At 67.5% G+C, this 26,246-nt stretch carries 25 protein-coding genes; 16 read left to right on the top strand and 9 right to left on the bottom strand.

From position 1 onward, the window contains the following. Positions 1-130: 130 nt before the first annotated feature. Complete coding sequence (locus tag ACWF4Z_RS33280; protein WP_452247161.1) at positions 131-1,432, bottom strand: phosphodiester glycosidase family protein; 1,302 nt, start codon at positions 1,430-1,432, stop codon at positions 131-133. A 135-nt stretch (positions 1,433-1,567) separates the two neighbouring features. Between ACWF4Z_RS33280 and ACWF4Z_RS33275 the strand changes: the two genes are divergently transcribed. Continuing rightward, positions 1,568-2,491 carry an AEC family transporter gene (locus ACWF4Z_RS33275; protein WP_452247160.1) on the top strand — a complete coding sequence of 308 codons (924 nt, stop codon included), beginning with the start codon at positions 1,568-1,570 and terminating at the stop codon, positions 2,489-2,491. A gap of 30 nt (positions 2,492-2,521) precedes the next feature. On the opposite strand, the gene ACWF4Z_RS33270 is transcribed toward ACWF4Z_RS33275, so the two are convergent. Next, entirely contained in the window at positions 2,522-3,538 is a 1,017-nt protein-coding gene (locus ACWF4Z_RS33270; RefSeq protein ID WP_452247159.1) for a hypothetical protein, read from the bottom strand. 198 nt (positions 3,539-3,736) lie between these two features. Further along, positions 3,737-6,289, bottom strand: a complete 2,553-nt coding sequence (gene valS, locus ACWF4Z_RS33265) for a valine--tRNA ligase (RefSeq protein WP_452247158.1) — start codon at positions 6,287-6,289, stop codon at positions 3,737-3,739. A 71-nt stretch (positions 6,290-6,360) separates the two neighbouring features. Between valS and ACWF4Z_RS33260 the strand changes: the two genes are divergently transcribed. The 9 genes from ACWF4Z_RS33260 (at position 6,361) to ACWF4Z_RS33220 (ending at position 15,335) form a co-directional block, all read left to right on the top strand. Next, positions 6,361-7,794 (top strand): bifunctional folylpolyglutamate synthase/dihydrofolate synthase, encoded by a 1,434-nt coding sequence (locus ACWF4Z_RS33260; protein ID WP_452247157.1) that lies wholly within the window; start codon positions 6,361-6,363, stop codon positions 7,792-7,794. Then, positions 7,791-8,126, top strand: coding sequence for a DUF4233 domain-containing protein (locus ACWF4Z_RS33255; RefSeq protein ID WP_452247156.1), 336 nt, complete (start codon positions 7,791-7,793; stop codon positions 8,124-8,126). The genes ACWF4Z_RS33260 and ACWF4Z_RS33255 overlap by 4 nt, the downstream gene beginning before the upstream one ends. A gap of 38 nt (positions 8,127-8,164) precedes the next feature. Further along, complete coding sequence (ndk, locus tag ACWF4Z_RS33250; protein WP_452247155.1) at positions 8,165-8,575, top strand: nucleoside-diphosphate kinase; 411 nt, start codon at positions 8,165-8,167, stop codon at positions 8,573-8,575. Positions 8,576-8,701: 126 nt separating this feature from the next. After that, positions 8,702-9,730, top strand: coding sequence for a rod shape-determining protein (locus tag ACWF4Z_RS33245; RefSeq protein WP_452247154.1), 1,029 nt, complete (start codon positions 8,702-8,704; stop codon positions 9,728-9,730). A 10-nt stretch (positions 9,731-9,740) separates the two neighbouring features. Next, positions 9,741-10,736 carry a rod shape-determining protein MreC gene (mreC, locus tag ACWF4Z_RS33240; protein ID WP_452247153.1) on the top strand — a complete coding sequence of 332 codons (996 nt, stop codon included), beginning with the start codon at positions 9,741-9,743 and terminating at the stop codon, positions 10,734-10,736. A gap of 1 nt (position 10,737) precedes the next feature. Beyond that, entirely contained in the window at positions 10,738-11,271 is a 534-nt protein-coding gene (mreD, locus tag ACWF4Z_RS33235; protein WP_452247152.1) for a rod shape-determining protein MreD, read from the top strand. Continuing rightward, positions 11,268-13,322, top strand: a complete 2,055-nt coding sequence (gene mrdA / locus ACWF4Z_RS33230; RefSeq protein WP_452247151.1) for a penicillin-binding protein 2 — start codon at positions 11,268-11,270, stop codon at positions 13,320-13,322. Before mreD ends, mrdA begins: the two co-directional genes overlap by 4 nt. A 10-nt stretch (positions 13,323-13,332) precedes the next feature. Continuing rightward, entirely contained in the window at positions 13,333-14,499 is a 1,167-nt protein-coding gene (rodA, locus tag ACWF4Z_RS33225; RefSeq protein WP_452247150.1) for a rod shape-determining protein RodA, read from the top strand. Between the two features lie 89 nt (positions 14,500-14,588). Continuing rightward, positions 14,589-15,335, top strand: a complete 747-nt coding sequence (locus ACWF4Z_RS33220) for a hypothetical protein (protein WP_452247149.1) — start codon at positions 14,589-14,591, stop codon at positions 15,333-15,335. 45 nt (positions 15,336-15,380) lie between these two features. Here the strand turns inward: ACWF4Z_RS33220 and ACWF4Z_RS33215 are convergent, their stop codons facing one another. Further along, positions 15,381-15,839 carry an Lrp/AsnC family transcriptional regulator gene (locus ACWF4Z_RS33215; protein ID WP_452247148.1) on the bottom strand — a complete coding sequence of 153 codons (459 nt, stop codon included), beginning with the start codon at positions 15,837-15,839 and terminating at the stop codon, positions 15,381-15,383. A 79-nt stretch (positions 15,840-15,918) separates the two neighbouring features. On the opposite strand from ACWF4Z_RS33215, the gene ACWF4Z_RS33210 reads away from it, so the two are divergent. The 4 genes from ACWF4Z_RS33210 (at position 15,919) to ACWF4Z_RS33195 (ending at position 19,757) form a co-directional block, all read left to right on the top strand. Further along, positions 15,919-16,329, top strand: a complete 411-nt coding sequence (locus tag ACWF4Z_RS33210) for a DUF2000 domain-containing protein (protein ID WP_452247147.1) — start codon at positions 15,919-15,921, stop codon at positions 16,327-16,329. Between the two features lie 68 nt (positions 16,330-16,397). Beyond that, a complete protein-coding gene (pcaD, locus tag ACWF4Z_RS33205) occupies positions 16,398-17,141 on the top strand; it encodes a 3-oxoadipate enol-lactonase (protein ID WP_452247146.1) in 744 nt (247 codons plus the stop codon). 153 nt (positions 17,142-17,294) lie between these two features. Beyond that, the gene (locus ACWF4Z_RS33200) at positions 17,295-17,747 is read left to right on the top strand and encodes a YcxB family protein (RefSeq protein ID WP_452247145.1); all 453 of its coding nucleotides are present in this window, start codon (positions 17,295-17,297) and stop codon (positions 17,745-17,747) included. 78 nt (positions 17,748-17,825) lie between these two features. Further along, a complete protein-coding gene (locus ACWF4Z_RS33195) occupies positions 17,826-19,757 on the top strand; it encodes a TIGR03960 family B12-binding radical SAM protein (protein ID WP_452247144.1) in 1,932 nt (643 codons plus the stop codon). Positions 19,758-19,760: 3 nt separating this feature from the next. Here the strand turns inward: ACWF4Z_RS33195 and ACWF4Z_RS33190 are convergent, their stop codons facing one another. Together ACWF4Z_RS33190 and ACWF4Z_RS33185 are read right to left on the bottom strand one after the other, a co-directional pair. After that, positions 19,761-20,132 carry a hypothetical protein gene (locus ACWF4Z_RS33190; protein WP_452247143.1) on the bottom strand — a complete coding sequence of 124 codons (372 nt, stop codon included), beginning with the start codon at positions 20,130-20,132 and terminating at the stop codon, positions 19,761-19,763. A gap of 76 nt (positions 20,133-20,208) precedes the next feature. Continuing rightward, entirely contained in the window at positions 20,209-21,222 is a 1,014-nt protein-coding gene (locus ACWF4Z_RS33185; RefSeq protein ID WP_452247142.1) for an alpha/beta hydrolase, read from the bottom strand. Between the two features lie 132 nt (positions 21,223-21,354). On the opposite strand from ACWF4Z_RS33185, the gene ACWF4Z_RS33180 reads away from it, so the two are divergent. Beyond that, entirely contained in the window at positions 21,355-21,903 is a 549-nt protein-coding gene (locus ACWF4Z_RS33180; RefSeq protein WP_452247141.1) for a hypothetical protein, read from the top strand. On the opposite strand, the gene ACWF4Z_RS33175 is transcribed toward ACWF4Z_RS33180, so the two are convergent. Genes ACWF4Z_RS33175 through ACWF4Z_RS33165 form a run of 3 tightly spaced genes read right to left on the bottom strand, consistent with a single transcriptional unit; the run spans position 21,900 to position 23,778 of the window. Beyond that, entirely contained in the window at positions 21,900-22,022 is a 123-nt protein-coding gene (locus tag ACWF4Z_RS33175; protein ID WP_452247140.1) for a hypothetical protein, read from the bottom strand. The genes ACWF4Z_RS33180 and ACWF4Z_RS33175 overlap by 4 nt on opposite strands. Positions 22,023-22,062: 40 nt before the next feature. Then, positions 22,063-22,941: a prephenate dehydratase gene (locus tag ACWF4Z_RS33170; RefSeq protein WP_452247139.1), complete on the bottom strand. Its 879-nt coding sequence runs from the start codon at positions 22,939-22,941 to the stop codon at positions 22,063-22,065. 39 nt (positions 22,942-22,980) lie between these two features. After that, entirely contained in the window at positions 22,981-23,778 is a 798-nt protein-coding gene (locus tag ACWF4Z_RS33165; RefSeq protein ID WP_452247138.1) for a lysophospholipid acyltransferase family protein, read from the bottom strand. A 149-nt stretch (positions 23,779-23,927) separates the two neighbouring features. Between ACWF4Z_RS33165 and ACWF4Z_RS33160 the strand changes: the two genes are divergently transcribed. Beyond that, positions 23,928-26,189, top strand: a complete 2,262-nt coding sequence (locus ACWF4Z_RS33160) for a M64 family metallopeptidase (RefSeq protein WP_452247137.1) — start codon at positions 23,928-23,930, stop codon at positions 26,187-26,189. Positions 26,190-26,246 lie beyond the last annotated feature (57 nt).

Below are 26,246 nucleotides of genomic sequence, written 5' to 3'. Positions count from 1 at the left end.
ATACTCCCCACACCACCCCCCGGGTTCCCGCCGTACCCGTAAACCCCACCACCTTTTGGTCACCCGCCCCGCGCCCCCCCCCCCCCCGGGGGGGGGGGGGCCCCCGCGGACCGCTAGCGCATGGGGATCGTCAGTGCGTGGGGACGAAGACGATGGCGTCGCCGACGGCGCGTTCGGCGCCGTTGGTGCCGCTCGGGTGGTTGACCAGCGTGCCGTCCTGGAGCGCCATCGCGGTGGAGCCGCCGCCGTCCAGGTTGATGGAGTTGCGCAGGCCGAGCGACTTCGCGACCGCGGCGGTCTCGTTCATCGTCGTACCGACGCTGGTGGTCTGGCGCCCGTCCAGCGCGGCGAGGATGATCTTGCCGTCGCGCGTCGTACCGGCGATGGTCCGCGGGTTGCGGTCGAAGAAGCTGCCGGTTCCGGCCGGCACGACGATCTCGCCGTTCTTGGTGAGCTGGTAGCGACCGGTGACGCCGTACAGGCCGTTGTGCAGCGGGACCTTGTGGCCGTTCTCGTCGGTGAGCTTGAGGTCGGTGCGGACACCGCACCCCGTCGCCGCGACCTTGAGCAGGGCGTTGGTGTCCTGGCCGGTCGCCTGCAACGAGGTCTGGCCGGCGGCGAGCGCCGTACCGCGAAGGTTCGACGTACGGACGACGCAGCCCCTGCTGTCGAGCACGACCTCGACACCTGACCCTGCTGGCGTCGTCGCGGCGAACTCGGGGGTGAACAGTACGACGTCGCCCGGCACGGTGCACGTGGTCGGGTCGGGGAGCGTCGCGCAGGCGGCCGGAATCACCGGTGGGTGGTTGATGAACTCGAGCGGGAGTTCCGTGCCGCGGCGGTTGCGGATCGTGCCGGACCAGCTCAGGTGCCCGGTGGTGATTTTGTTGCTCTTGGCATCGACCAGCAGGTTGGCCTCGGCCGGGTCCGTGAGCGGCTCGCTCAGCAGTTTGCCGGCGGAGATCCCGAGACCGACCGGGTCGCCGGGGTAGGCCGGGTTCGCGGTGAAGGTGAAGAACGACGCGTTCACGCCGGCGAGCGCGCCGGCCGACTTCACCAGGTCCGAGGTCTTCTCCACCCGGGCGAGGTCAGGACCGTACGTCGCCTGCAGGTGGCCTTTGGCCTTCTTCGGGTCGATGGTCAGCACGTTGACCACCCACGGTCCACGCGGCGTCGTGTTGATCTGGTCGGCGGGCGCGGGGTCGGTGCCGCGCACGATCGTGGTCAGCGTGACGCCGCGAGCCAGCGTGCGGTAGCTGCGGGTCTCGACGAGATCGGCGTCGCCGATCGGCAGACCGTATCCGGCCGCGACGACGGTGGCCGGTGTCGCGGATCCTTCGGCCGGATTCGCCTCGGCCGGGAGGACGCCGACCAGGCCCAACACCGCGGCCGCGCTCAACGCGACCCGGAACACTCGAGCGGAAGTATTCATACCCACCATCGTCGGGGCGGATGGTGGAATTTCACAGCTCTAGCCGCTGACTCGTTAGCATCTGACAGGTTACGGTTCCGTGCCGCCACGTTTCCTCTAGGATCGCGTTCGTGCCCATCTCGCTGAGCGTCTGACATGTCCGCCGTCGTCGGCGCCTTCGTCGCACTGGTCGCGGTGGCCCTGCTCGGGTACGTCATCGGCAAGCTCGGCGTACTGCGCTCACAGGACGAGCTGGTGCTGTCCCGGCTCGCGTTCTTCGTGGCGACGCCGGCGTTGCTCTTCACCACCGTCGCTCGCGCGGACCTGCATTCGATCTTCTCGGCCATCCTGGTCACCAACGTGTCCAGCCTGTTCGTGGTACAGGCGATCTTCCTCGTCTTCGCGGCGCTGTGGCGACGGACGAGATCCGAGGCGACGATCGGCGTACTGGCGTCGTCGTACGTGAACGCGGGCAATCTCGGCGTGCCGGTGGCGGCGTACGTGTTGGGGGACGGCGCGCTGGTTGCGCCGATCCTGTTGTTCCAGTTGCTGGTGATGGCGCCGGTCGCGTTCGCCGTTCTGGACGGAGATCGGCAGGGGGCCGGTCGGCGGGTGTCGCTGCGGACGGTGCTGGCGCGGCCGTTCCGGAACCCGCTGACTGTGGCGTCGCTGCTCGGGCTGCTGGTCTCCGCCGCCGGGGTGCAGTTGCCGACTCTCGTGATGCGGCCGATCGATCTGGTCGCGGCGGCCGCGGTGCCTGTTGCGCTGGTCGCGTACGGGCTCAGTCTGAGCGCGGGCACGAAGGACGCGATCACGTTGCAGCGGGACGTCGTACTGGCTGTGGTCCTGAAGACGTTGGTGCAGCCGCTTGCCGCGTACGCCGTGGGTCGTTGGTTGCTCGATCTCCACGGCGTGGCTCTGTTGGCGCCGGTCCTGCTGGCTGCGTTGCCGACCGCGCAGAACGTCTATGTGTACGCCGTTCATTACCGCAGCAGCCGGACACTCGCGCGGAGCGTGGTGTTGCTCAGCACCTTGCTGTCGATCCCGATCATGATCGGGATCGCCGGGGTGCTGAGCTGACTACTTCAGTGCCGGCTACTTCAGTGCCGGCTACTTCATTGCGTTGAAGGCTTCTTCGGCGATGGGCTCGACCTGGTCGACGGGGACGCCTTCGTTGGCGGACTGGGTGATCACGGTGAGAGTGTTCGAGCTGCGGTAGCACTGCGTCGGGAGGTTGTCGTTGGTCTCGATGCAGGTGGATTTGCCGACGTGCTTGATCTTGTCCGGTGCCACGCCCGAGTCCGCGATGGTCTTGTTGACGTCGAGCCGGCCGCGCATCGCGATCACGAGAAACATCCGGTTCCCGTCCAGCGTCCCGTACGCCTCGACGGACGCGTCCTTCCCGTCGTTGATCCGCTTCAGCGCCTGCCGGATCTGCTCGACCTGCAACTGATCACGAATGCTCTTGTCAGTCACCCGATCAAGCCCCGCAATCTTCGCCGGCGGATGAATAGCCCGCGACGTATACAACTTGCTCACCGGCCCCACGCCCCAGACAAACCACAACGCCGCCAACACCCCAACCACAACCACCAGTCCACCCACGACAACCAAAACATCCCGCCCCCGAACCCGCCGCCACCACTTCTTACCAACCGCCTCGGCAGGCTTGTCCGCCGCACCCGCGGCCGTCCCGTCCGCCGCGACCTTCTCCGTCGCCTTCGTCTCGGCGCCCACCAAGGTGTCCGGGCTCTCGACGTCAGACGCAACCGGCTTCTCCGCCGTTTCCGCCGCCTCGACGTTCTCCGTCCCCGCTGGCTCGACCTTCTCCGTCTCGGAGCCCACCGACGTGTTCGGGGTCTTGGTGTGGGGCTCGACCAGGTTCACGTCGGATTCGGAGACGGTGCTCATCGCCGCGGTGACGCTCGGCTCGTCCGCGCGCCCCCGGCGGCGCTTGCGGCCCCAGAAGCGGTTGTTGATTTCTTCCGCGGACTCCTTCACCGGCGGCGCCGCGAGCTCTTCCTTCACCGCGGCCAGTTCGGTCGTGTCGTCCGCGGCGTCAGTTGTGCCCGTGGTGGTCGCCTTCTCCGCCGGCTGCTGGTCGGCAGGGGTGGTGGGGTCGCTCATGGGGTTGGCTCCTCGGGCTGCGGTCGCGCGGTTCGGACCCGATGGTTCCACATCGAGACAAATCGGCTCCGTAGCGTAGTCGGTGTCCGGCTCCGGCTCCTCGGGCGGAGAGGGTGCCGACTCCAGCATCTCGCTTCAACGGGAAAGACGGTTGCCCGCCTCCCTGATAGGAGGCGGGCAACCGTCACAAAGTTGCGGTCAGAGCGTCGCGACGACCTTCACTGCGTCGGAGTCGTCGGCGTGCCAGACGATCTCCCCGGTGATCCGCCCGGCGGCCCGCAGATCGGGCTCGGCCCGCTCGGCCAGCGCCAACCGCGCGGCCGGACCGCTGACCTCGACCTTGCTGACCTCGGTCTTCATCGAGACCTGCGCCTCCGACTTCGCCCCGCGGATCCCCGCGAGCACCTCGGAGACCGCGTCGAGGACCTCAGCCGCCTGATCCGCGACGGCAAGATCTGCTTCGACCGTCGGCCACGAGGACCGGTGGATCGAACCCTCCTGCCACCACGACCACACCTCTTCGGTCGCGAACGGCAGGTACGGCGCGAGCAGCCGCAGCTGAACCGACAACGCAACGGCCAACGCCGCCTTCGCCGAATCAGCCGCCGCGTCACCCTGACCGCCGTACGCGCGCTCCTTCACCAGCTCGACGTAGTCGTCGCAGAAGGTCCAGAAGAACCGCTCGCTGACCTCGAGCGCGCCGGTGTAGTCGTACCGCTCGAAGGCCGCCGTCGCGTCCGCGACGACCGAGCGCAGCCGCTGCAGCATCGCCAGGTCGACCGGCTCCGTGACCGCCGACGCGTCAACCGTCGTCGCCCCGAACCCGAGAACGAACTTCGACGCGTTCAGAACCTTGATCGCCAGCCGTCGCCCGACCTTCATCTGCGACTCGTCGAACGGCGAGTCCAGCCCCGGCCGAGCCATCGCGGCCCGCCACCGGACCGCGTCCGAGCCGAACTTGTCCAGGATCTCCGACGGAACGACCGCGTTGCCCTTGGACTTGGACATCTTCTTGCGATCCGGGTCGACGACGAATCCCGAGATCATCGACCGCGCCCACGGCAGCGTCCCGTTCTCGAAGTGCGCGCGGACGACGCGGGAGAACAGCCAGGTCCGGATGATCTCGTGGGCGTGCGTGTTCAGGTCCATCGGGAAGGTACGGCCGAACAGGTCCTCGTCCCGCTCCCAGCCGCAGACGATCTGCGGCGTCAGCGACGACGTCGCCCAGGTGTCCATCACATCGGGGTCGGCCTCGAACCCACCCGGCTTGCCGCGCTGGGACTCGTCGTACCCGCGCGGTGCCTGCGAGGTCGGGTCGATCGGCAGCTCGGCCTCGCTCGGCATCAGCGGGTGGGCGTAGTCGACCTCGCCGTCGGCGTCGAGCGGATACCAGACCGGGAACGGGACGCCGAAGAAGCGCTGGCGCGAGACCAGCCAGTCGCCGTTCAGGCCCTCGACCCAGTTCAGGTAGCGGTGCTTCATGTGCTCCGGGACCCAGCCGAGCTCGTTACCGCGCTCGATGAACTCGGCCTTGAGCTCCGGGCTCCGGCCGCCGTTCGTGATGTACCACTGCCGGGTCGAGACGATCTCGAGCGGCTTGTCGCCGTTCTCGTAGAAGTTCGCCTTGCGCTGGGTCGGCTTCGGCTCGCCGTCCAGGTCACCGCTCTCGCGCAGCTTGCCGACGATCAGCTCGCGCGCGCTGAACGTGGTCTTCCCGGCGAGCTCGCCGTACAACGATGCCGCGGGCTCGGAGCCTTCGAGCCAGGAGGGCGTGTCGCGCAGGATCCGGCCGTCGCGGCCGATGATGACGCGGATCGGGAGCTGCAGCTCGCGCCACCAGGTGACGTCGGTGAGGTCACCGAACGTGCAGCACATCGCGATGCCGGCGCCCTTGTCCATCTCCGCGGCCTCGTGCGCGAGGACCGGGATCTCGACGTCGAACAACGGCGACCGAACCGTCGTCCCGAACAGGTGCTTGTAGCGCTCATCGTTGGGATGGGCGATCAGCGCGACACAGGCCGGAATCAGCTCGGGCCGCGTGGTCTCGATGTAGATCGGGCCGTCGGCGCCGTGGAACGCGATCCGGTGATACGCACCCGGGTAGTCCCGCGCCTCCAGCTCGGCCTGGGCGACCGCGGTCTGGAACGTGACGTCCCAGAGCGTCGGCGCCTCGGACAGATACGCCTCGCCACGGGCGAAGTTGCGCAGGAAGGCCCGCTGCGACGTACGCCGGGAGTCCTCGGAGATCGTCGTGTAGAGATACGACCAGTCGACGCTCAGGCCGACCTGCCGCCACATCGCCTCGAACGCCTGCTCGTCGATGTGGGTCAGCTGACCGCACATGTCGACGAAGTTCTGCCGGGAGATCGGGACCTGCTTCTTCGGGTCCGGCTTCTCCGGCGGGGTGAAGTCCGGGTCGTAGGGCAGGGACGGATCGCACTTGACGCCGTAGTAGTTCTGAACGCGACGCTCGGTGGGCAGGCCGTTGTCGTCCCAGCCGATCGGGTAGAAGACGTGCTTGCCACGCATCCGCTGGAACCGGGCGATCAGATCGGTGTGGGTGTAGCTGAAGATGTGCCCGACGTGCAGTGACCCCGAGACCGTCGGCGGGGGAGTGTCGATCGAGTAGACGTCCGCGCGCTCCGCCGTACGGTCGAAGGCATAGGTCTGCTGCTCCTTCCATACCGCAGCCCACTTCTCCTCGAGGCCGTCGAGGCTGGGCTTGTCAGGAACACGGGACGTTTCACTCATACGGCAATCCTAGTGGTTGTCAAGGGGTGCTCCGAACGCTTTATCCACAGCCCTCTTAGACTGGCATCCTGATGAGCGACCTCTCCTACGCCGAGGTATCGGCACGGCTCCAGGCCCGCTGGCCGGAGCAGAAGATCGACCCCACGCTCGACCGGATCAAGCGGCTGGTCGAGCTACTCGGCGATCCGCAGAAGGCGTACCCGGTGGTGCACCTGACGGGGACGAACGGAAAGACGACGACCTCCCGGATGGTCGACAGCCTGCTGCGTGAGGCGGGGCTGCGCACCGGCCGGTTCACCAGCCCGCACCTGGAGACGATCCGCGAGCGGATCACCCTCGACGGCGAGCCGATCAGCGAGGAGCGCTTCGTCGAGGCGTACGTCGAGATCGAGCCGTACCTCGACGTGGTCGACGCCGAGCAGGAGCACCCGCTGTCGTTCTTCGAGGCGATGACCGGGATGGCGTTCGCGGTCTTCGCCGACGCGCCCGTCGACGTGGCCGTGATCGAGGTCGGCCTCGGCGGGACCTGGGACTCCACCAACGTCGCCGACGGGACCGTCTCGGTGATCACGCCGGTGGCGCTCGACCACACGCAGATCCTCGGCGACGATCCGGTCGGCATCGCGCGCGAGAAGGCCGGCATCATCAAGGCCGGCGGTACGGCGGTGATGGCGCAGCAGAGCCTGGAGGTCTTCGAGGTACTGCTGGCCCGGGCCGCCGAGGTCGGCGCGCAGGTCGCCCGCGAGGGGATCGAGTTCGGCGTCACCAGCCGCTCGCTCGCGGTCGGCGGTCAGGTGATCTCGATCCAGGGTCTCGGCGGGGAGTACGAGGAGGTCTTCGTCCCGCTGCACGGTGAGTACCAGGCGCACAACGCCGCCATCGCGGTCGCCGCGGTCGAGGCGCTGCTCGGTGCGAGCGCGCAGACCGAGGGCCGCGTCACCACGGAACTGCTGCAGGCCGGCTTCGCCGAGGTCACCAGCCCCGGCCGGATGGAGGTCGTCCGGACCAGCCCGACGATCCTCGTCGACGCCGCCCACAACCCGCACGGCGCCGCAGCCACGGCCGCCGCGGTCTCCGAGGCGTTCGCGTTCCAGCCGTTGATCGGCGTACTGGGCTGTATGAAGGACAAGGACGTGTACGGCGTCCTCGAGGCCTTCGAACCGATCATGGAGACAGTGGTGTGTACCCGGAACAGCTTCGTCGAACGGTCGATGCCGGCCGAGGAGCTGGGTGAGCTCGCGAGCGAGATCTTCGGCGAGGACCGGGTCCTCGTCCGCCCGCACCTGGTCGACGCCATCGACGACGCGATCCGCCTGGCCGAGGAGAACTCGATCGCGATGGGGTCCGGGGGCGTCCTGATCACCGGCTCGGTCATCACCGCCGGTGAGGCCCGGACCCTGCTCGTCCGCAAGCCCCGCCAGGCCGACGAAGCCCGCTGGCAAGAGCAGGACGAGCCGGAGCAGGACGGGCCCTCGCCGGACCAGCGCCCGGAGGATCAGTCATGAGATCCCTCGCGTCGATCGTGCTGGGCTTCGAGTCCCTCGTCCTGGCGCTCGCAACGCCCGTGATGATCTCCGTTGCCGACGTCCGCCCCGCAGTAGCACTGTCGGTATGCCTGGGCCTGGCCGTCCTGTCCATCGTCGCGACCGGCCTCCTGAGAAACCAGGTCGGCTACATCCTCGGCTCCGTCGTCCAGGTCGGCGCCGTCGGCCTCGGCTTCGTCGTACCCGTCATGTTCGTCCTCGGCCTGGCCTTCGCCGCCTTCTGGGTAGCCGCCATAGTCCTCGGCCGTCGCATCGAAGAAGCCAAGCGCACACAGCAGGCACACAGCGGTTAGGCTCAGCCGCCCGTACTACTTCGAGAGAGAGTTGACAGATGTCGCAGCGCACCCTGGTCCTGCTCAAGCCCGACACGGTCCGCCGCGGCCTGGTCGGTGAGGTGCTGGGCAGGTTCGAGGCCAAGGGGCTCCGGATCGTCGCGATGGACCAGCGCACGATCGACGCTGAGCAGGCCGACCAGCACTACGCCGAGCACGTCGAGAAGGCCTTCTACCCGCCGCTGCGCGAGTTCGTCATCAGCGGCCCGCTGGTCGCGCTGGTCCTGGAAGGCGACGAGGCGATCGAGGTCGTCCGCGCCCTGAACGGCGCCACCGACGGCCGCAAGGCCGCCCCCGGCACCATCCGCGGCGACTTCTCCCTGTCCAACCGCGAAAACCTCGTCCACGGCTCCGACTCCGAAGACTCCGCCACCCGAGAAATCAAACTCTGGTTCCCCGACCTGGCCTGACGCCCGGCGGGGACTTGGGGTGAGGGTGCGGATACGATACGTGCCGGGCGGGCTGACCGTGTCGGTCCGTGGGCTGTGCGCGGGCGGCGCTTAGCCTGAGTCGAGGGCCCAGTTGGAGGTGCCGCGGTGGCGAACAGCATGCTCGGCCGCGACATGGCGGTTGACCTGGGTACGGCGAACACCTTGGTGTACGTGCGGGGTCGTGGCGTCGTGCTGAACGAGCCGTCGGTGGTCGCGACCCGGACGGACGAACCGCGCGAAGCGGTCGCGTTCGGGCACGAGGCGAAGAAGATGATCGGCCGGACCCCCGGCAACATCACCGCGATCCGCCCGTTGAAGGACGGCGTCATCGCCGACTTCGACGCCGCCGAACAGATGCTGCGGTACTTCATCCAGCGCGTGCACCGCCGCCGGTACTTCGCCAAGCCGCGGATCGTGGTCTGCGTACCGTCCGGGATCACCGCGGTCGAGCAGCGCGCGGTCCGCGACGCCGGGTACATGGCCGGCGCCCGCAAGGTCTACATCATCGAGGAGCCGATGGCCGCCGCCCTCGGCTCCAACCTCGAGGTACGCGACGCCACCGGCAACATGGTCGTGGACATCGGCGGCGGAACGACGGAGGTCGCGGTCATCTCGTTCGGCGGCATCGTCACCAGCCAGTCGATCCGGGTGGCCGGCGACGCCATCGACAAGGCAGTCGTGAACTACTGCAAGAAGGAGTACTCGCTGATGCTCGGCGAGGCCACCTCCGAGCAGATCAAGATGACGATCGGGTCGGCGTTCCCGACCACCGACGGGCCGGACAGCGAGATCCGCGGCCGGGACATGATCTCCGGTCTGCCGCGCACTGTGAAGGTCTCGTCCGCGAACATCCGGCAGGCGATCGAGGAGCCGATCACCGCGATCGTCGACGCGGTCAAGGCGACGCTGGACAAGACTCCGCCCGAGCTGGCCGGCGACATCGTCGACCGTGGCATCGTGCTGACCGGCGGAGGCGCGCTGCTGAAGGGCATGGACGAGCGGCTGCGGCACGAGACCGGCATCCCGATCCACGTCGCCGACAACCCGCTGGACGCCGTCGTTCTCGGTGCCGGCAAGTGCGTCGACAACATCGAGACCCTGAACCGCATCCTGGTAACCGACACCCGGCGCTGAGGTTCCACCGATGCTCAAAGACCTCGGCACCCCGGCCAGGAGCGCCTTTCGTTCGGCCGGCGCTCCGGCCAGGAGCGCGTTCCGTTCGGCCGGTGCGCCGCTCCGCTCGGCCGGGCAGCCGCGGGGCCTCCGGCGACGCCGGACCGTGCTCGTGCTCGTCGTTCTGGCTTGTCTCACGCTGATGGTGCTCGACGCGCGGCGCTCGGCGGGCTCGCCGGTCGAGCCGCTGCGGCAGGCCGCGGCGGGAGTCTTCGGTCCGCTCGAGTCGACCGCGACCTCCGCGCGGGAGCCTGTGGACAACCTCCGGGACCGCTTCGCGGAAATGGATAGGTTGAAGGCAGAGAACGAAAAACTGAAGAAGGACAACGAAGATCTCACCCAACAGCTGAACACCTCCGACTACGCCCGCAACCGGGCCGAGGAGTTGGACAAGCTGCTCAAGCTCGCACCGGCGTACACGATGACGCCGGCACGGGTCATCGGGGTCGGCAGTGCGCAGAGCTTCAACCACACAGTCACGATCGACGCCGGGACGGCGGATGGCGTCCACGTCGACATGACCGTGCTCAACGGGATCGGCCTGGTCGGCCGGGTCGTGCGGACCACTCAGGGCACGGCGACCGTGCTGCTCATCGGCGATCGCCAGTCGACGGTTGGCGGTCGGCTGAACGCGTCGATGGCGCTCGGCTTCGTCTCCGGCCGGGGCGACATCGCGGGCACCCTCGACTACAAGCTGGTCGATCTCAAGGCGCGGCCCAAGGTCGGCGACCGGATCGTCACCTGGGGTTCGAGCGGCAACGCGCCGTACGTGCCGGGCGTTCCGATCGGCGTCGTCACCTCGGTGACGCCGAACGAGGGCGCTCTCGGATCCACCGCGATCATCAAGCCGTACGTCGATCCCACCCGGATCGACACCGTAGGAGTGGTGACCGGACCACCGGCCCGGGCACCACGCGCACAACTCAAACCACCAGCAGGCAGTGCACCTCAAGGAAGGGGGAACTGACGTGATCGCAGTACGTATCGGGTTGGCCGCCCTCTTCTTGATGGCCGCCGTCACCGTGCAGACATCTGTGCTGACCAACATCGCGGTCGCCGGGGTGACCTGTGACCTGACGCTGATCGTGGTCATCGCGCTCGCGTTGTCGCGCGGACCGGAGTGGGGAGCGCTCGCCGGGTTCTCGGGCGGCCTGCTGCTCGACGTCGTGCCGCCGGCCGATCACACCGCCGGCCGGTGGGCGCTGTCGCTCGCCATCGCTGGGTATGTGGCCGGTCTGATCCGGCGCGAGACTTCGACCGGGCCGGTCGGTCCGCTCGGCGTCGCGCTCACCGTTGTGCTGGGCACGGTGATCTCGCTCTTCCTCTACAGCGCCACGGGTTCGCTGTTGCACGATCCGTCGGTCGACTGGGGTGAGTTCGGCGTCCGCATCGGCATAGCCGCCGGGTACGACGTCGTCGGCGCCATCGTGGTGATCCCGCTGGTCATGTGGATCATGGGCCGCATCACCCCGGCTCGCGAACGCAGACGAGTCGCGCCATGAGCTTCGACGGATTCGAAGCGCCCCTCAAGGCTCGGCTTCGCCTCTTCGTCATCGGCGTGCTGGTCTTCTCGTTGATGTGCACGCTGGCCGGCCGGCTCTGGTACATGCAGGTGATGTCGAACGCCGACTACTCGCAGGCCGCCACGCAGAACCACACCCGCGAGGTCCTCGTTCCGGCGCCCCGCGGCACGATCGTCGACTCCAAAGGCCGCACCCTCGTCGGCAACCGGGTCTCCCTGGTCATCACCGTCGACCGCTCGGTCCTGGCGAAGTTGACCGACAAACAGCAGAACGTCGTACTGACCCGCCTCGCGAAGGTGCTCGGGCAGAAGCCGAAGGACCTGAAGGCTCGCACGATGCTGTGCGGTGAGCCCGGCGCGACGAAACCGCCCGCCTGCTGGAACGGGACGCCGTACCAGCCGATCCCGGTCGCGAAGGATGTCAGCGAACAGGTCGCCATCGAGGTGATGGAGCGCCGCGAGGACTTCCCGGGGATCGCCGCCGAATCGCAGACCCTGCGCGCGTATCCGGCGCCGTTCAACGTCAACGCGGCCCACATCCTCGGCTATCTCTCGCCGATCACGACCGACGAGCTCTCCGACATCGACAAGTCAGGTCAGGACTCGGTGCCGCATCGGTCGGACCTGGTCGGGCGGGCCGGCGTGGAGCGTACGTACGACCAGTTGCTGCGCGGCACGCCTGGTGTGAAGGACGTGATCGTCGACGCGGTCGGGTACACCACCGGCATCCAGAAGCAGACCGCTCCGGTCCCGGGGGCCACGGTGGTGACCACGATCGACGCGCGGATCCAGGCCACGGTCGAGGCGCAGCTGAAGAGCGCGATCTTGACCGCGCGCAAGCAGACCGACCCGGTCACCCACAAGAAGTACGTCGCTGACTCGGGTGCAGCGGTCGTGCTGGACACCAAGACCGGCCGGGTCATCTCGATGGCCAGCTACCCCAGCTACGACCCGGGTGTTTGGGTCGGCGGCATCTCCCAGCGTGAGCTGGACGCGTTGTACTCGACGAAGGCCGGCACCCCGCTCGTTTCCCGTGCCCTGCAAGCACAACTGGCCCCGGGGTCGACGTTCAAGCCGGTCACCACCGCCGCCGCGCTGGGTGCTGGGTACAGCACGAAAACCAGGCTCGACTGCTCGTCGTACTTCGAGGTCGGCAACCGTCGCTTCAAGAACTTCGAGTCCGCGTCGTACGGGATGATCGGGTTCGACCGGGCGCTCGCGCTGTCGTGCGACACGTTCTTCTACCGGGTCGCGTATGCGCTCTGGCTCAAAGAGGGCGGCAATTCCAGCGACCTGACGGTGCACGATCCGCTGGTCGAGATGGCCCAGAAGTTCGGGCTCGGCAAGCCGACCGGGATCGATCTTCCTGGTGAGGTCAGCGGGCGGATCGCGGACCGGGCGTGGAAGAAGAAGTACTACGACGCGCAGAAGGACTACTACTGCAAGCTCGCGGACAACCCGCCGTCGGGGACGTCCGCGTTCCTGAAGCAGTTCTCCAGCGAGTTCTGCGTCGACGGGTACAAGTACCGCGCCGGTGACGCGGTCAACTTCGCCATCGGCCAGGGCGACACGACCGTCACCCCGATCCAGCTCGCCACCGTCTACGCGGCGCTCTCGAACGGCGGGACCCTGTACGAGCCACGCGTGGTCCAGTCCTGGATCGGCCCGAACGGCAAAGCGCACGAGATCAAGCCGAAGGTCAGCGCGAAGCTGCCGGTCCCGAAGAGCACGCTGAGCTACATCGACCGCGCCTTGAGGGAGACCGTCACGTCCGGTACGGCGGCCTGGAAGTTCAACGGCTTCCCGATCGACCAGATCCCGATCCGGGCCAAGACGGGTACGGCCGAGGTGTTCGGGAAGCAGACCACGTCGTGGCTTGCGTCGTACACGGATCGCTATGCCGTGGTGATGATGCTCAGCCAGGCCGGTACCGGTTCGGGTGCCGGTGGCGACGCGGTCCGCAAGATTTACGAGACGCTGTACAACATCAAGCCCCCGCCACCGGCCGAGCAGAACAAGCCGAAGCAGTGAAGGCGCGACCATGGCATTGCTGAGCCCGATCCGGACGCGGCCGAGGATGGACCGCCGATCGACCGTGTGGCAGGTGGACTGGATCCTCGTGCTCACCGTCGTCGCGCTGTCGTTCATCGGAGCGATGTTGATCTGGTCCGCGACCCACGGCCGGACATCCCTGACCGGCGGGAACCAGTACGCCTTCCTGCTGCGGCACGCGCTGAACTTCGCGATCGGCCTCGTGCTCGCGATCGGAGCCGCGGTCACCGATCACCGCCGGGTCCGCATCCTGGCGCCGGTGCTGTACGCCGCCTCGATCGTCGGACTGATCTTGGTGCTCGTGCCCGGCGTCGGCTCGACCATCAACGGATCACGGTCGTGGATCCAGCTGCCGTGGATGTCGATCCAGCCGAGCGAGTTCGCCAAGCTTGCGGTGATCGTCGGGATGGCGTTGCTGATCGCGGAGAAAGGCGAGACCGACCGGCACGACACAGCGCGAACGATCGACGTCGCACAGGCCATCGCGGTCGCCGCCGTACCGGTGATCCTGGTGATGCTGCAGCCGGACCTGGGCACGGTGATGGTGCTGGGCTCGATCGTGTTCGGGATCATCGCGGTCTCCGGCGTACCGAAACGCTGGATGCTCGGGTTGCTGACCGCGGGCGTCGTGGTGGCCGCGATCGCGATCAAGTTGCAGGTGCTGAAGCAGTACCAGCTGTCCCGGTTCATCGCGTTCGCCGATCCGTCCCAGGATCCGCAGGGGATCGGGTACAACGTGAACCAGGCCCGGATCGCGATCGGCAACGGCGGGGTCTTCGGCCAAGGGCTGTTCCACGGGAGTCAGACGCAGAACGGGTTCGTCCCCGAGCAGCACACCGACTTCGTCTTCACGGTCGCGGGGGAGGAGCTCGGCCTGATCGGGGCCGGCGCGATCATCGTGCTGTTCGCGGTGCTGCTGTTCCGCGGCCTGCGGATCGCGGTGAACGCGCGCGACGCGTTCGGCCGGCTGGTGGCGACCGGGATCGTCTGCTGGTTCGCGTTCCAGGCGTTCGAGAACATCGGGATGACGCTCGGCATCATGCCCGTCACCGGCCTGCCCCTGCCGTTCGTCTCGTACGGCGGTTCGTCGATGTTCGCGTGTCTGCTGGCCGTCGGCCTGCTGCAGAACATCCATCTCCGGTCACACCGCTTCTGATCATCCCCCGACGCGGCCTCCCCGGTGCGGACTGATCCGTCGGGTACGCTGCTGCCTGCTCAACCACCGCCCGGCACATCGAGGGATCCATGACCAGGTTCGTGCCATCCCAGCTGACACTCGCTCCGGTTGCTCTGGCCGCCGCACTCGCGCTGTCCCTGACAGCCTGTGGTGGCGACGACAAGAAGAGCGGGTCGGCCCCTTCTACCCCGACCGGTACGACGCCGACACCGAGCGTGATCTCGTCGGCACCTTCCGACGTCGTCGTCACGCGAACCAAGGCCGAACTCACCGAAGCCCTGCTGGCGTTGAAGGATCTCCCCTCCGGCTTCTCCGAGGAGAAGGACGAGGCCGACGAGTCCAAGCCGTTCTCCTCACCGAGCAGCCGCTGCAAGACCCTGGTCAAATACCTGAACGCGACCAAGGCGCCCGGCGCGAAGGTCAGCGTGAGCCGCTCGTTCTCCGGCAGCCAGGAAGGCCCGTACATCGACTTCGGCCTGGACGCGATGGGCACGTCGAAGAAGGTCGCCGACCTCCAGAAGACCTACGCCGAGGCGGTCGACGACTGCCCGAAGGTCACTCTCAAGACCACCGGCGAGGCCAACACGACGATGAACGTCGAGAAGCTCCCGGCGCCCAAGTACGGCACCAGCCCCCAGGCCTTCAAGCTCACCGGCACCAGCGGCCCCAAACGAGGCCTCGAGTTCACGGCGCTCACCACCGGCGTCAACGATGTGGTCGTCTCCGTCTCCGTCCTGGCCGGTCAAGGCAGCGAGCTGGACCCAGCCACCGAAACCGCGGTCACCAAGGCCCAGCAGGCGCTCAAAACTGCCTGACCGGCGTCGCACGTTCGGTCGCGTCGTCGTCAACCCCGCGACCTGTCAGCGATCCGGTAGCGGGAGGATCGTCGTACGACGGTGGTGTTCGAAGACTACTGAGCTGCGGATGTCGGCGATCTCCTGGCGTTTGGCCAATGAGAGCACGAGATCGCGGAGGGCCCGGGTGTCCTTGACCGCCACGTGCGCCAGGAAATCGGAGCCGCCGGACACCATGAACATGTCCAGGGTCTGCGGAAGCTGCATCACGTAATCCTGGAACGACGTCGCCACGGCCATCGCCTGCGGCCGGAGCTTGATCGAGATGATCGCCTGGGTGGACCGATCGATCGCGGCCAGATCCACCTGCGCGTGGAATCCGCTGATCACGCCACGGTCGCGCAGCCCGCGGATCCGCTCCAGGCACGTCGACGGCGCGATCCCCAGCTCGGCCGCCATGTCCCGGTTGGTCCGGCGAGCGTCGTTTTGCAGCATCCGCAGCAGCGCCGTATCAAGTTCGTCCATGCCTGGGAGTTTCCCAGATCTGCCGAATAATGTTCGGAGCAGATCCGATCGGGCCGTGCACCCGGCTACCGTTTCCGCTGTGCTGACGAACAAGATGGTCGTGATCATCGCGGCCGAGGCGCCGATCGGCGTTGCCCTGAACACCGCCGCCCTCCTCGGAGTAGGACTCGGCCACCACCACGACGGCGCGGTCGGACCCGACACCGCGGATGCTGCCGGCGTACCCCACACCGGCATGTGCGCGTACCCGATCCCGGTACTTCGGGCACCCGGCGAGCAACTCCAATCCCTCCGCGCCCAAGCGGCCGCCCGGCCGGACATCACCATTCACGACATGCATCAGGTCGCTCAGCAGGCTCGCACCTACGACCAGATGTCTGCCACCCTCGCCGGCACCAAGCCCGACGACATCAGCTACCTGGGCCTGGCCCTCTACGGCCCCCGCTCAGCCGTCGATTCCCTGACCGGAGCCCTCGCTCTCTACCGCTAGCGGCTCGCCGGCAGACCGCTAACGCAATGCCCGGGACGTACACGGCCGCAGTCCGTACGCTGATGCTCATGCGACTCAGTTACGAGGCGGCCGGTCCAGACGACGCTCCCGTGGTTCTGCTGGGTGGGTCGCTCGGCACGAGTCAGGCGATGTGGGAGCCGCAGGTCGAGGTGCTGGCGAAGCGGCATCGGGTGATCGCGTTCGACCATCGCGGACACGGGAAGTCCGAGGTCCCGCCCGGGCCCTACACGATCGACGACCTCGGCGGGGACGTGGTCGAGCTACTCGACACGCTGGAGGTCGAGCAGGCGTCGTACGTCGGGATCTCGCTCGGCGGCGCGGTGGGTCTCTGGCTTGCTCAGAACGCGCCCGACCGCTTCCACCGTTTCGCCCTGCTCTGCCCACCGTCCAATCCGGCGGCCAACCAACAGATGTGGACCGATCGCGCCGCGCAGGTACGGGCCGAGGGCACCCAGGCGATCACCGACGCCACGATCAGCCGCTGGTTCCTCCCCGACTTCACCGACACCGCCCCCGTACGCCAAATGCTCCTAGACACCCCAGACGAGGGCTACGCCGCCTGCTGCGAGGCCCTAGCAACAACCAACCTCCTCCCAGCCCTGGCCGACATCACCGCCCCAGTCCTCCTGATCACCACCGACTCCGACACCTCGATCCCCCCAGAAACCGTCATCCCCCTAGCCACCCAGATCCCCGGCGCCCACCTAGAAGTCATCCCAAACGCCGCCCACCTCGTCACCTACTCCCACCCCGAAATCATCGACCCCCTACTGCTCGCACATCTCAGCTGAACCCAACGCCATGACGCTGGCCCAGCGGATGGAATGGTGTGCCTTCCTGAAGGCACGGACTGCAGCCCGTGCCTAGCCGTCCACGGAGCCACTCGTGACCGATACCTTCAGCGAAGGTCAGGGAGGAAAGAGACAGGGGAGGATCAGGCGTTGATGGATATCACGATTTCGGTTGAGGGGACGCTCAGGCGGCGGTTGCGGCTTGCGCGGGCTCAGCTGCGGTGGGTGGGGTGGGCTTTCAGAGGCTTCGGGGTGTTGTGCCTGCTTCTGGCGGCACTGGTCGGACCTGATGCGACGGTTGTGACCGTCGGGATCCTGTGCCTGATCTACCCAGAGATCGTCGGCGTGATGCGCCAGGTGCTGGCCAAGAAGTACGGCCGCGTCTACACCTACACGTTGACCGATTCCGGCGTCACTGTCCGCACGGCGATCAGCAAGCTCGAGTTCGGCTGGGACGCCTTGACATCGGTTCGCGAGACGGCGACCGACTGGCAGCTCCGCCTGCCCGGTGCGGGCTTCCTCATGCTTCCGAAGCAGAGTTTCACGCCTGAGCAGGCCGCGCAGTGGCGAGCCTTCCTGGTCGCGCGGGGTGCCGTCGCGGCGTGAGGGGTGCGCTGGATTCCGGGGTATGGCGGGGGCGGCGTTAGGCTGGTGGGTGCTTTGGCCGCTGACTGGAAGATCCTGATGACTGTCGAATCGCTGTTCCCGCGCCTGGAGGCGTTGCTGCCTGGTGTGCAGAAGCCGATCCAGTACGTCGGAGGTGAGCTGAACTCGGTCAGCAAGGACTGGGACTCGGTCAGTGTGCGCTGGGCGCTGATGTATCCGGACGCCTACGAGGTCGGCCTGCCGAACCAGGGTGTCCAGATCCTGTACGAGGTGCTCAACGAGCGCGACCACATCCTGGCCGAGCGGACCTATTCGGTCTGGCCGGACATGGAGAAGGTGATGCGGGACAACGACCTCCCGCAGTTCACGCTCGACAGTCACCGGCCGGTGCGGGCGTTCGACGTCTTCGGGCTGTCATTCTCGACCGAGCTCGGGTACACGAACATGCTGACCGCGCTCGACCTCGCCGGGATCCCGCTGTACGCCGTGGACCGGGGCGACGAGGACCCGATCGTGCTGGCCGGCGGGCATGCAGCGTTCAACCCGGAGCCGATCGCGGACTTCATCGACGCGGCCGTGCTCGGTGACGGCGAGGAGATCGTGCTGGCCATCTCGGAGGTGATCCGGGAGTGGAAGGACGAGGGTCGCCCGGGCGGGCGGGACGAGGTGCTGCTGCGGCTGGCCAAGTCCGGCGGCGTGTACATCCCGAAGTTCTTCGACGTGGAGTATCTGGCCGACGGCCGGATCCAGCGCGTCGTACCGAATCGTCCCGGCGTTCCTTTCCGTACGGCGAAGCACACCGTGATGGATCTCGACGCGTGGCCGTACCCGAAGAAGCCGCTGGTCCCGCTGGCCGAGACCGTGCACGAGCGGTATTCGGTGGAGATCTTCCGCGGTTGCACCCGCGGCTGCCGGTTCTGCCAGGCCGGAATGATCACCCGGCCGGTGCGCGAGCGCAGCATCACCACGATCGGCGACATGGTCGAGAACGGGCTGAAGCAGTCCGGATTCGAAGAGGTCGGGCTGCTGAGCCTGTCGTCCGCGGACCACAGCGAGATCGCCGAAGTGGCCAAGGGTCTGGGAGATCGGTACGAGGGCGGCAACGTCTCGCTTTCGTTGCCTTCGACAAGGGTCGACGCCTTCAACATCACGCTGGCGAACGAGTTCTCGCGCAACGGCCGCCGGAGCGGACTGACGTTCGCGCCCGAGGGCGGGTCGGACCGGATGCGCAAGGTGATCAACAAGATGGTCACCGAGGAAGACCTGATCCGTACCGTCGCCGCCGCGTACAGCCACGGCTGGCGGCAGGTGAAGCTGTACTTCATGTGCGGCCTGCCGACCGAGACCGACGAGGACGTGCTCGCGATCGCGGACCTGGCCAAGCGGGTGATCGCGACCGGTCGCGAGGTGACCGGGCGCAACGACATCCGCTGCACGGTGTCGATCGGCGGATTCGTGCCGAAGCCGCACACGCCGTTCCAGTGGGCCTCTCAGCTCGGCGTCGAGGAGACCGACGCCCGGCTGGCCAAGCTGAACGCGGCGATCCGGTCGGACAAGAAGTACGCGAAGGCGATCGGATACCGGTACCACGACGGCAAGCCCGGCATCATCGAGGGCCTGCTGTCGCGCGGTGACCGCCGGATCGGCCGGGTGATCGAGGCGGTCTGGCGCGACGGCGGCCGATTCGACGGCTGGAGCGAGCACTTCTCGTACGAGCGCTGGGCCGAGGCCACCGACAAGGCGCTGGCCGACGAGCCGGTCGACCTCGCCTGGTACACGACCCGAGAGCGGGAGTACGCCGAAGTCCTGCCCTGGGACCACCTGGACTCAGGCCTGGACCGCGACTGGCTCTGGGAGGACTGGCAGGACGCTCTCGAGGAGGACGGCGCGATCGAGGTCGACGACTGCCGCTGGACTCCCTGCTTCGACTGCGGCGTCTGCCCCCAGATGGGCACCGAAATCCAGATCGGCCCCACCGGCAAGAAGCTCCTCCCGCTCTCGGTCGTCTGAGCGTTAGTTGCAGTAGTGGGCGGGGACCGGGCTTGTCTCGATCTGGTCCTGCCAGTGCGCCACGCCCACGTACCAGCCGCAGCCGGTGCCTTCGTCGAACCACGCACCGCCGCCGGAGTACGCGTACGTCTCGGCAACCGTGGTGAACGGACCGGACGCCGAGTCGCCCTTCTGGAGCTCGACCCGGACCTCGGTCGTGCTGTTCGAGCACCCCTCCAGACCAACCGCGACGAACAGCATCAGCGCGCTGTACCCCACGCTCGGACCCGTCACCAGATCACAAGTGCCTGCGGTCGACGCCTGTGCCGGAGTCCCCACGACCAACCCCGCCGCGACTGCAGCGGTCGCTGCCACGCCACCAAGAAGCTTCCTCATATCCGTCCCCTCTAGTTGGAAACTTACAGAGGATCAGCAGGATAAGTCACCCAGTAACCGACGTCGACCCTTTCGGTCAGGCTGGAACGTGGAGTGCCTTCAGGAGCATCGGCAGCGATGCGTGCAGTTCGCGTTGCCAGTAGGCCCAGCCGTGGGTGCCAGGTCCGTAGAAGTTGGTGGTGAGGTGCTTCGCGCCGACCCGGGTGAGCTGATCAGCCAGGGCGTGGTTCTGGCGGTTGAAGTCGGCCTCCAGCGCGTCGGTCTTGCCGGGCGGATCGAACGGTCCGGCAGTGCCGTCCCCGCAGGAGAGGTAGACGGGCAAAGACTTGAGCTGCCGCGCCAGATAGTACGGATCGTGCGCGGCCCAAATATCCCGCTGCGCGACCGGATCGCCCCAAACGCGGAGCGGGTCGTTACCCTGACCCGCGAAGAATCCCATGATCCGGTTGACCGATTCGTCGTTCAGCAACGGATGCGCCGATCCGGAGTACGCCGCCACCGCCCGGAACATGCCTGGATGCCTAGCGGCGTACAGGAGCGCACCCTGTCCGCCCATCGACAGCCCAGCCACGACGCGATTGCTGCTCGCACCCCAGCCGTGCTCGAGGAGTTGCCGCAATTCGACGGTGTGGAAGGTTTCCCAGGCCGGGTCGCCGCCGGCGCCGTAGTTCCACCAGTTGCTGTACCAGCCGTTCCAGCCCGCTTCCGGCATCACCACGAGCACCTTGCGCAGACTGTCGATCTTCGCGATGTCCGTGCCCGACCAGGAGGTGTAGTCACCACAGCATCCGTGCAGCAACCAGAACGTCGGCCAGTGCTGCCGACGATCGGCGGGGTTCCAGCCGTCCGGTGTGAGCAGTCGGACCTTGACCACGCGGTTGCCCAGGGCAGGCGACCGTACGGAGAGGTCGGTGAGCCGATCGGCGACCTTCGTGACCGCAACAACCTCAGCACCGCGAGACATCGACGTTTGCGCACTAACAGGCGCGGCGATCGGTAACGCGGTCGCCTGTGCCGGCGCAAGTGGGAACAGCGCAAGCAGCATCGCGACAACAAGCAGCTTCTTCGGACGACGGCCTGAAGTGGTCACCTGTGCTACTTCACCAGGAACACGCAGTGCCGTCGCGGCCACTCGGCGTGTCCGGGGCGATCCTCGTACGCGCGGCGGGCCTGAGATTTCAGCGCCCGTAGGAGAATTGCGGAAACGTCACAGGGGAGCGCCATGCGCCAAGAGCTGTCCATCCCGTTCGAAACCCGCGCTCACCGCGGCCTGATCTCGGTTCGCGTCATCCCGAACGACGACCCCTGGGCCTCCGGACACCAACTCGTCGTCCCCGATCTGAACGCGGAGGCCTTCCGTGGCTTCCCCATCTGTACGGCGAGCCTGCGCTACCACGGCCATGGCCTGAACGCGATCATGGGCTGGATCCAGATCATCACCCGGGAGTACGACGGCGCCGTATCTGTCGACCTGGCCCCGAACCTCGACCACACCGATCCCTTCTACACCTACGGCTACCTCCCCACCTTCTTCGACGCCCCCGCGAACCCCGACCACCCCGACGGCACCTGGCAGGCCGACACCTTCCTGGTAGTCGTCCCCGACGTCATCCGCTCCCGAACCGTCACCCCACTGGCCGGCTTCTCCTGGGGCTACCGCCTCCGCGGCGGCCACCCCTCCCTCCTCGACGTAACCCCAACCCCCACAACCCCCTGGCCCACCCACCGCCCCCTTCTCGCCAAGACTCACCCCACCTGGACGTTCACCTAGATCTCGCGTTCCACAGGGTTCGTTGGGCGATGGAGCTCGGCGCGCCGGACGGCATTCCGCACCTCGTAGAAACGCTCGAACTCGGCCGCGTCCTGCCCGTCCACCGCAACGATTCGCATGACCCCGACCCTACGACAGGCCGGGCGAATCCCTTGTGTATCAGTGATGTGGGCGCAGCGCCCGGTTGGCCGCGGGCTCGGCGATCTGCGCGCGGAACTCGTTGGCCGGGTAGACGCCGAGGATGCGCACCTCGACCGAGAAGAACGCGAGTTCCTCCAGCGCGAGGGCCACGTTCGGGTCCTCGGGGTGCCCTTCGACGTCGGCGTAGAACTGGGTGGCGAAGAACATGCCGCCGAGCTGGTACGACTCCAGCTTGGTCATGTTCACGTTGTTCGTGGCGAATCCGCCGAGCGCCTTGTACAGCGCGGCCGAGACGTTCCGCACGCGGTAGACGAAGCTGGTGATGGTCGGACCCGAGCCGACCGGCGGTACGTCGGGCTCCCGCGACAGCACCAGGAACCGAGTCGTGTTGTGGTGCTCGTCCTCGACATCGGAGGCCAGGGTCTCGAGCCCGTACAGGTTCGCGGCCGCCCGGGGCGAGAGCGACGCGACGGTCGGGTCGGCCAGCTCGGAGACCTCGCGGGCCGCGCCCGCGGTGTCGTCGGCGACCACCGTGGACCAGCCGTGTTCGCGGATGATCTTCCGGCACTGCCCGAGCGCGTGCACGTGACTGCGGACGGTCCGGATGCGGTCGATCGACGTACCCGGGGTGCCGAGCAGCTGGAAGTGGATCGGAAGGAAGTGCTCACCGACGATGTGCAGCCCGGACTCGGGCAGCAGGTGGTGGATGTCGGCCACCCGGCCCGCGATCGAGTTGTCGACCGGGATCATCGCCAGCCCGGCGCGCCCGCTGCTGACCGCCTCGAGCGCGTCCTCGAACGTCGTACACGGCAACTGCTTGCGGTCCGGAAACATCTCGGTGCACGCCATCGCCGAATTCGCGCCTGGCTCACCCTGATAAGCGATAGGTCCGTCCACGGTCTAAAAGACTAGACCTATGCCATCTCAACAGCCGGATCAGGTGTCCGACTTGCGGACCTTCTTCGGGGCGCCGGTGGTCGCCCGGCCCTCCAGCTGCTTGGCCTTGGTGGCGTACATGTCGATGTACTCCTGGCCGGACAGCTCCATGATCTTGTACATGATCTCGTCGGTGACCGCGCGCAGGATCAGCCGGTCGCTCTCCATCCCCTCGTACCGGGAGAAGTCCAGCGGCTCGCCGAACTTGATCGTGGGGGAGGCGAACGACGCGACCACCTTGCCGGGCGGGGCGACCACATCGGTGCCGATCACGCCGCACGGGATGACCGGGACCTTGGCCTCCAGCGCCAGCCGGGCGACGCCGGTCCGGCCCTTGTAGAGGCGGCCGTCGTGCGAGCGGGTGCCCTCGGGGTAGATCCCGAACAGCTCGCCGCGCTCCAGCACCTTCATCCCGGCGCGCATCGCGCCCTCGGACGCCGATCCGCCGGACCGGTCGATCGGGACCTGCCCGGTGCCCTTGAAGAACCCGCGCTGGAACCTGCCCTTGATGCCGGCGCCGGTGAAGTAGTCGGATTTCGCCACGAACGTGACCCGGCGCCGCAGCACCACCGGCATGAAGACCCAGTCGGAGTACGAGAGGTGGTTGCTGGCGATGATCGCCGGCCCGGTCTCCGGCACGTTCTCGGCACCGATCACGATCGGCCGGAAGATGCGCTTGACCGGCGGGCCGACCAGCACGTTCTTCAGCATCCAGTAGATGCCCTTGCCGTCGCCCTCGCCCGCGTCCACGAGCGCAGGGTCCGGCTCAGGTCGCCGCGACTGCGCCGGTTCCGTCATCGATGTCCTCTCCTCACAGTTCCCCGACCCCTCATGATGCCGCACGAATGCCCGCTTGGCCCGCAAGTCGCCACGCGGGAACTCCTGACACCGAACGGCGCGGCTTCGTAAGCTGCTCACGGCAGTGTCGCCCACGCTGGGGAGGGATCATGCGCGCCAGAGGCCTGACCGCCGTACTGGGGGTGCTGGCAGCGGTCTTCGCGAGCGGCGCGGGCATCGGTACGACGCAAGCCGCTGGACCCGCCGCGAAGGTGGTGCCGATCCAGGTCACCGGCCCGGCGTCGTCCAGGTTCAACCTCGTGGTGATGGGCGACGGCTACACCGCGGCCGAGCTGCCGAAGTTCCGCGAGCAGGTCGACAAGCACCTGAACATCCTGTGGAGCATCGAGCCGTTCAAGTCGTACCGCAACTACGTCAACGTGTACGCGGTCGAGATCGCCTCGCCGGAGAGCGGCGTCGATTGCGATCCCGACCTCACCTCGCCCAAGGTCGACACCCCGCTGCAGATGGGGTTCTGGGGCGGTTGCAACCCGGGCAGCGTCCAGCGGTTGCTCACGGTCAGCTCGTCGGCCGCGGCCCAGTACGCCGACCTGGTCCCCGGCACGACCGCCGCCAACCGGCAGATCCTTGCCATCGGCAACAGCGACACGTACGGCGGAGCCGGCGGCACCTACGCCACGGCCTCCGGCGGCAACGCGCTGTCCGCGTTGATCACACCGCACGAGCTGGGTCACTCGCTCGGCGGCCTGCAGGACGAGTACGACTACTACGCCCGCGGTGAGCGTGGAGCGCCGTACGAGGGTGGCGAACCGGCGTCGATCCACCACACGTTGCTGACCGAGCAGCAGATGCGCGACCAGCAACAGAAGTGGTTCCGGTGGCTGGGGGAGCCATCCGAGTCCGGCGGGGTGATCGGCCGCTACGAAGGCGGCATGTACGCCGGATCCGGGGTGTGGCGGCCGAGTGCGCACTCGATGATGAAGGCGCTGGGGTACTACTTCGACCAGGTCGCGCGGGAGCGGATGACGCAGCGGATCTCGGCCCGCGCGGCGCTCTTCCAGGGCAGTACGCCGGTCGGGCAAGTGGCTGCGGACCAGGTGGTCTGGTTGCAGACGCTGCATCCGGTCGACCACGAGCTCGACGTGAACTGGACATTGGACGGTACGGCGATCCCGGTCGGGAACAGTCGTGCGATCGACCTGTCCACACTGGAGATCTCGGCCGGCCAGCACACGCTCACGGCGACGATTGTGGACAACACGACGTTCATCCGGGATCCCGCCGTACGGCCGACTGCTTCCCGCTCGTGGACGGTCAACACTGCGCTGGCCGCCAAGCCGTCCGGGGATCCGGTGCGGTTCACCGGGTCGACGTCGACCGAGCATCCGGTCAGCGCCGACGAGGTCGTGTACGCCGAGACGACGCAATCGGACTCCGAACAGCCCGCGGTGACGTGGCTCGTGGACGGCAAGCCGGTGGCCAACCCCGGGAACGATCGCGACTTCGATCTCGAGCCGTTGAAGCTGGTCGGCCGGCACACGCTGACCGCCCGGACCGGTGCCGAGACGCTGACCTGGGCGGTGGACGGGACCGAGCCGGTCGTCCAGTCGACCATGTCCAAGCCGTTGCTCACTGTGCAGAAGGCGACTGGTCCGGAGTACATCTACAACGACGCGTTCACGATGGGTCTGGCCGCGACGGACGACAGCGCGGGGTACGTCGTACCGGAGTTCCGGGTGGACGGCGACGGTTGGTACAACTACTACGGTTGGCCGACCGACGCGTCGGCGCCGTTCCGGTTCACCGCTGAGGGGACCGAGATCGACCACCTCGTCTACGGCAAGCTCGGTGTGCCGCGGGTGGTGCCGTGGGACGACGTACCGCCCGGATACGGACGGCACCAGGTCGAGTACCGCGCGATCGATGCCTCCGGCAACATCGGTACGCCGAAACGCTTCGCCGTCACGTTGTTGCGTCCGGCCCCTGCCTGCACCACAACCATCACAGATGTCCGAAAAGGCCCGCTGTACTTGCGTTCTGGAGTTACCTGCCTGGTCGGTGCCACGATCAACGGTCCCGTCCTGATAGGCGCCGGAGCTTCGCTGATCGCCACCGACAGCCGCATCGCCGGCCCGGTCCGAGCCGATCAAGCCGCCGATCTCCAGCTGATCAGAAGCACTGTCGGCGGTCCGGTCAGCACCGACCGTCTCACCCGCAGCCTGGTGCTGATCGGAGCCACGATCCAAGGCCCGGTGGCTATCGCCGGCACCCGCGGCGCGGACCCCGCCGCGCTGGCCGGCAACACGATCCAAGGACCGCTCAGCTGCACCGCCAACACCCCGTCCCCGACGAACCTCCAAGCCCCCAACCGAGTTGCGGGCCCCCGCTCCGGCCAGTGCGCCACCCTGTGAGTTTCGGAGACATGGATGTGAGTTCTGGTGACATGTTTTTGAAAGGTGAGCGGCTCT

This window comes from Kribbella sp. NPDC055071, assembly GCF_053608045.1.
The sequence above is the reverse complement of the archived record's forward strand: the minus strand, read 5'-3'. Positions and strand labels throughout refer to the sequence as shown.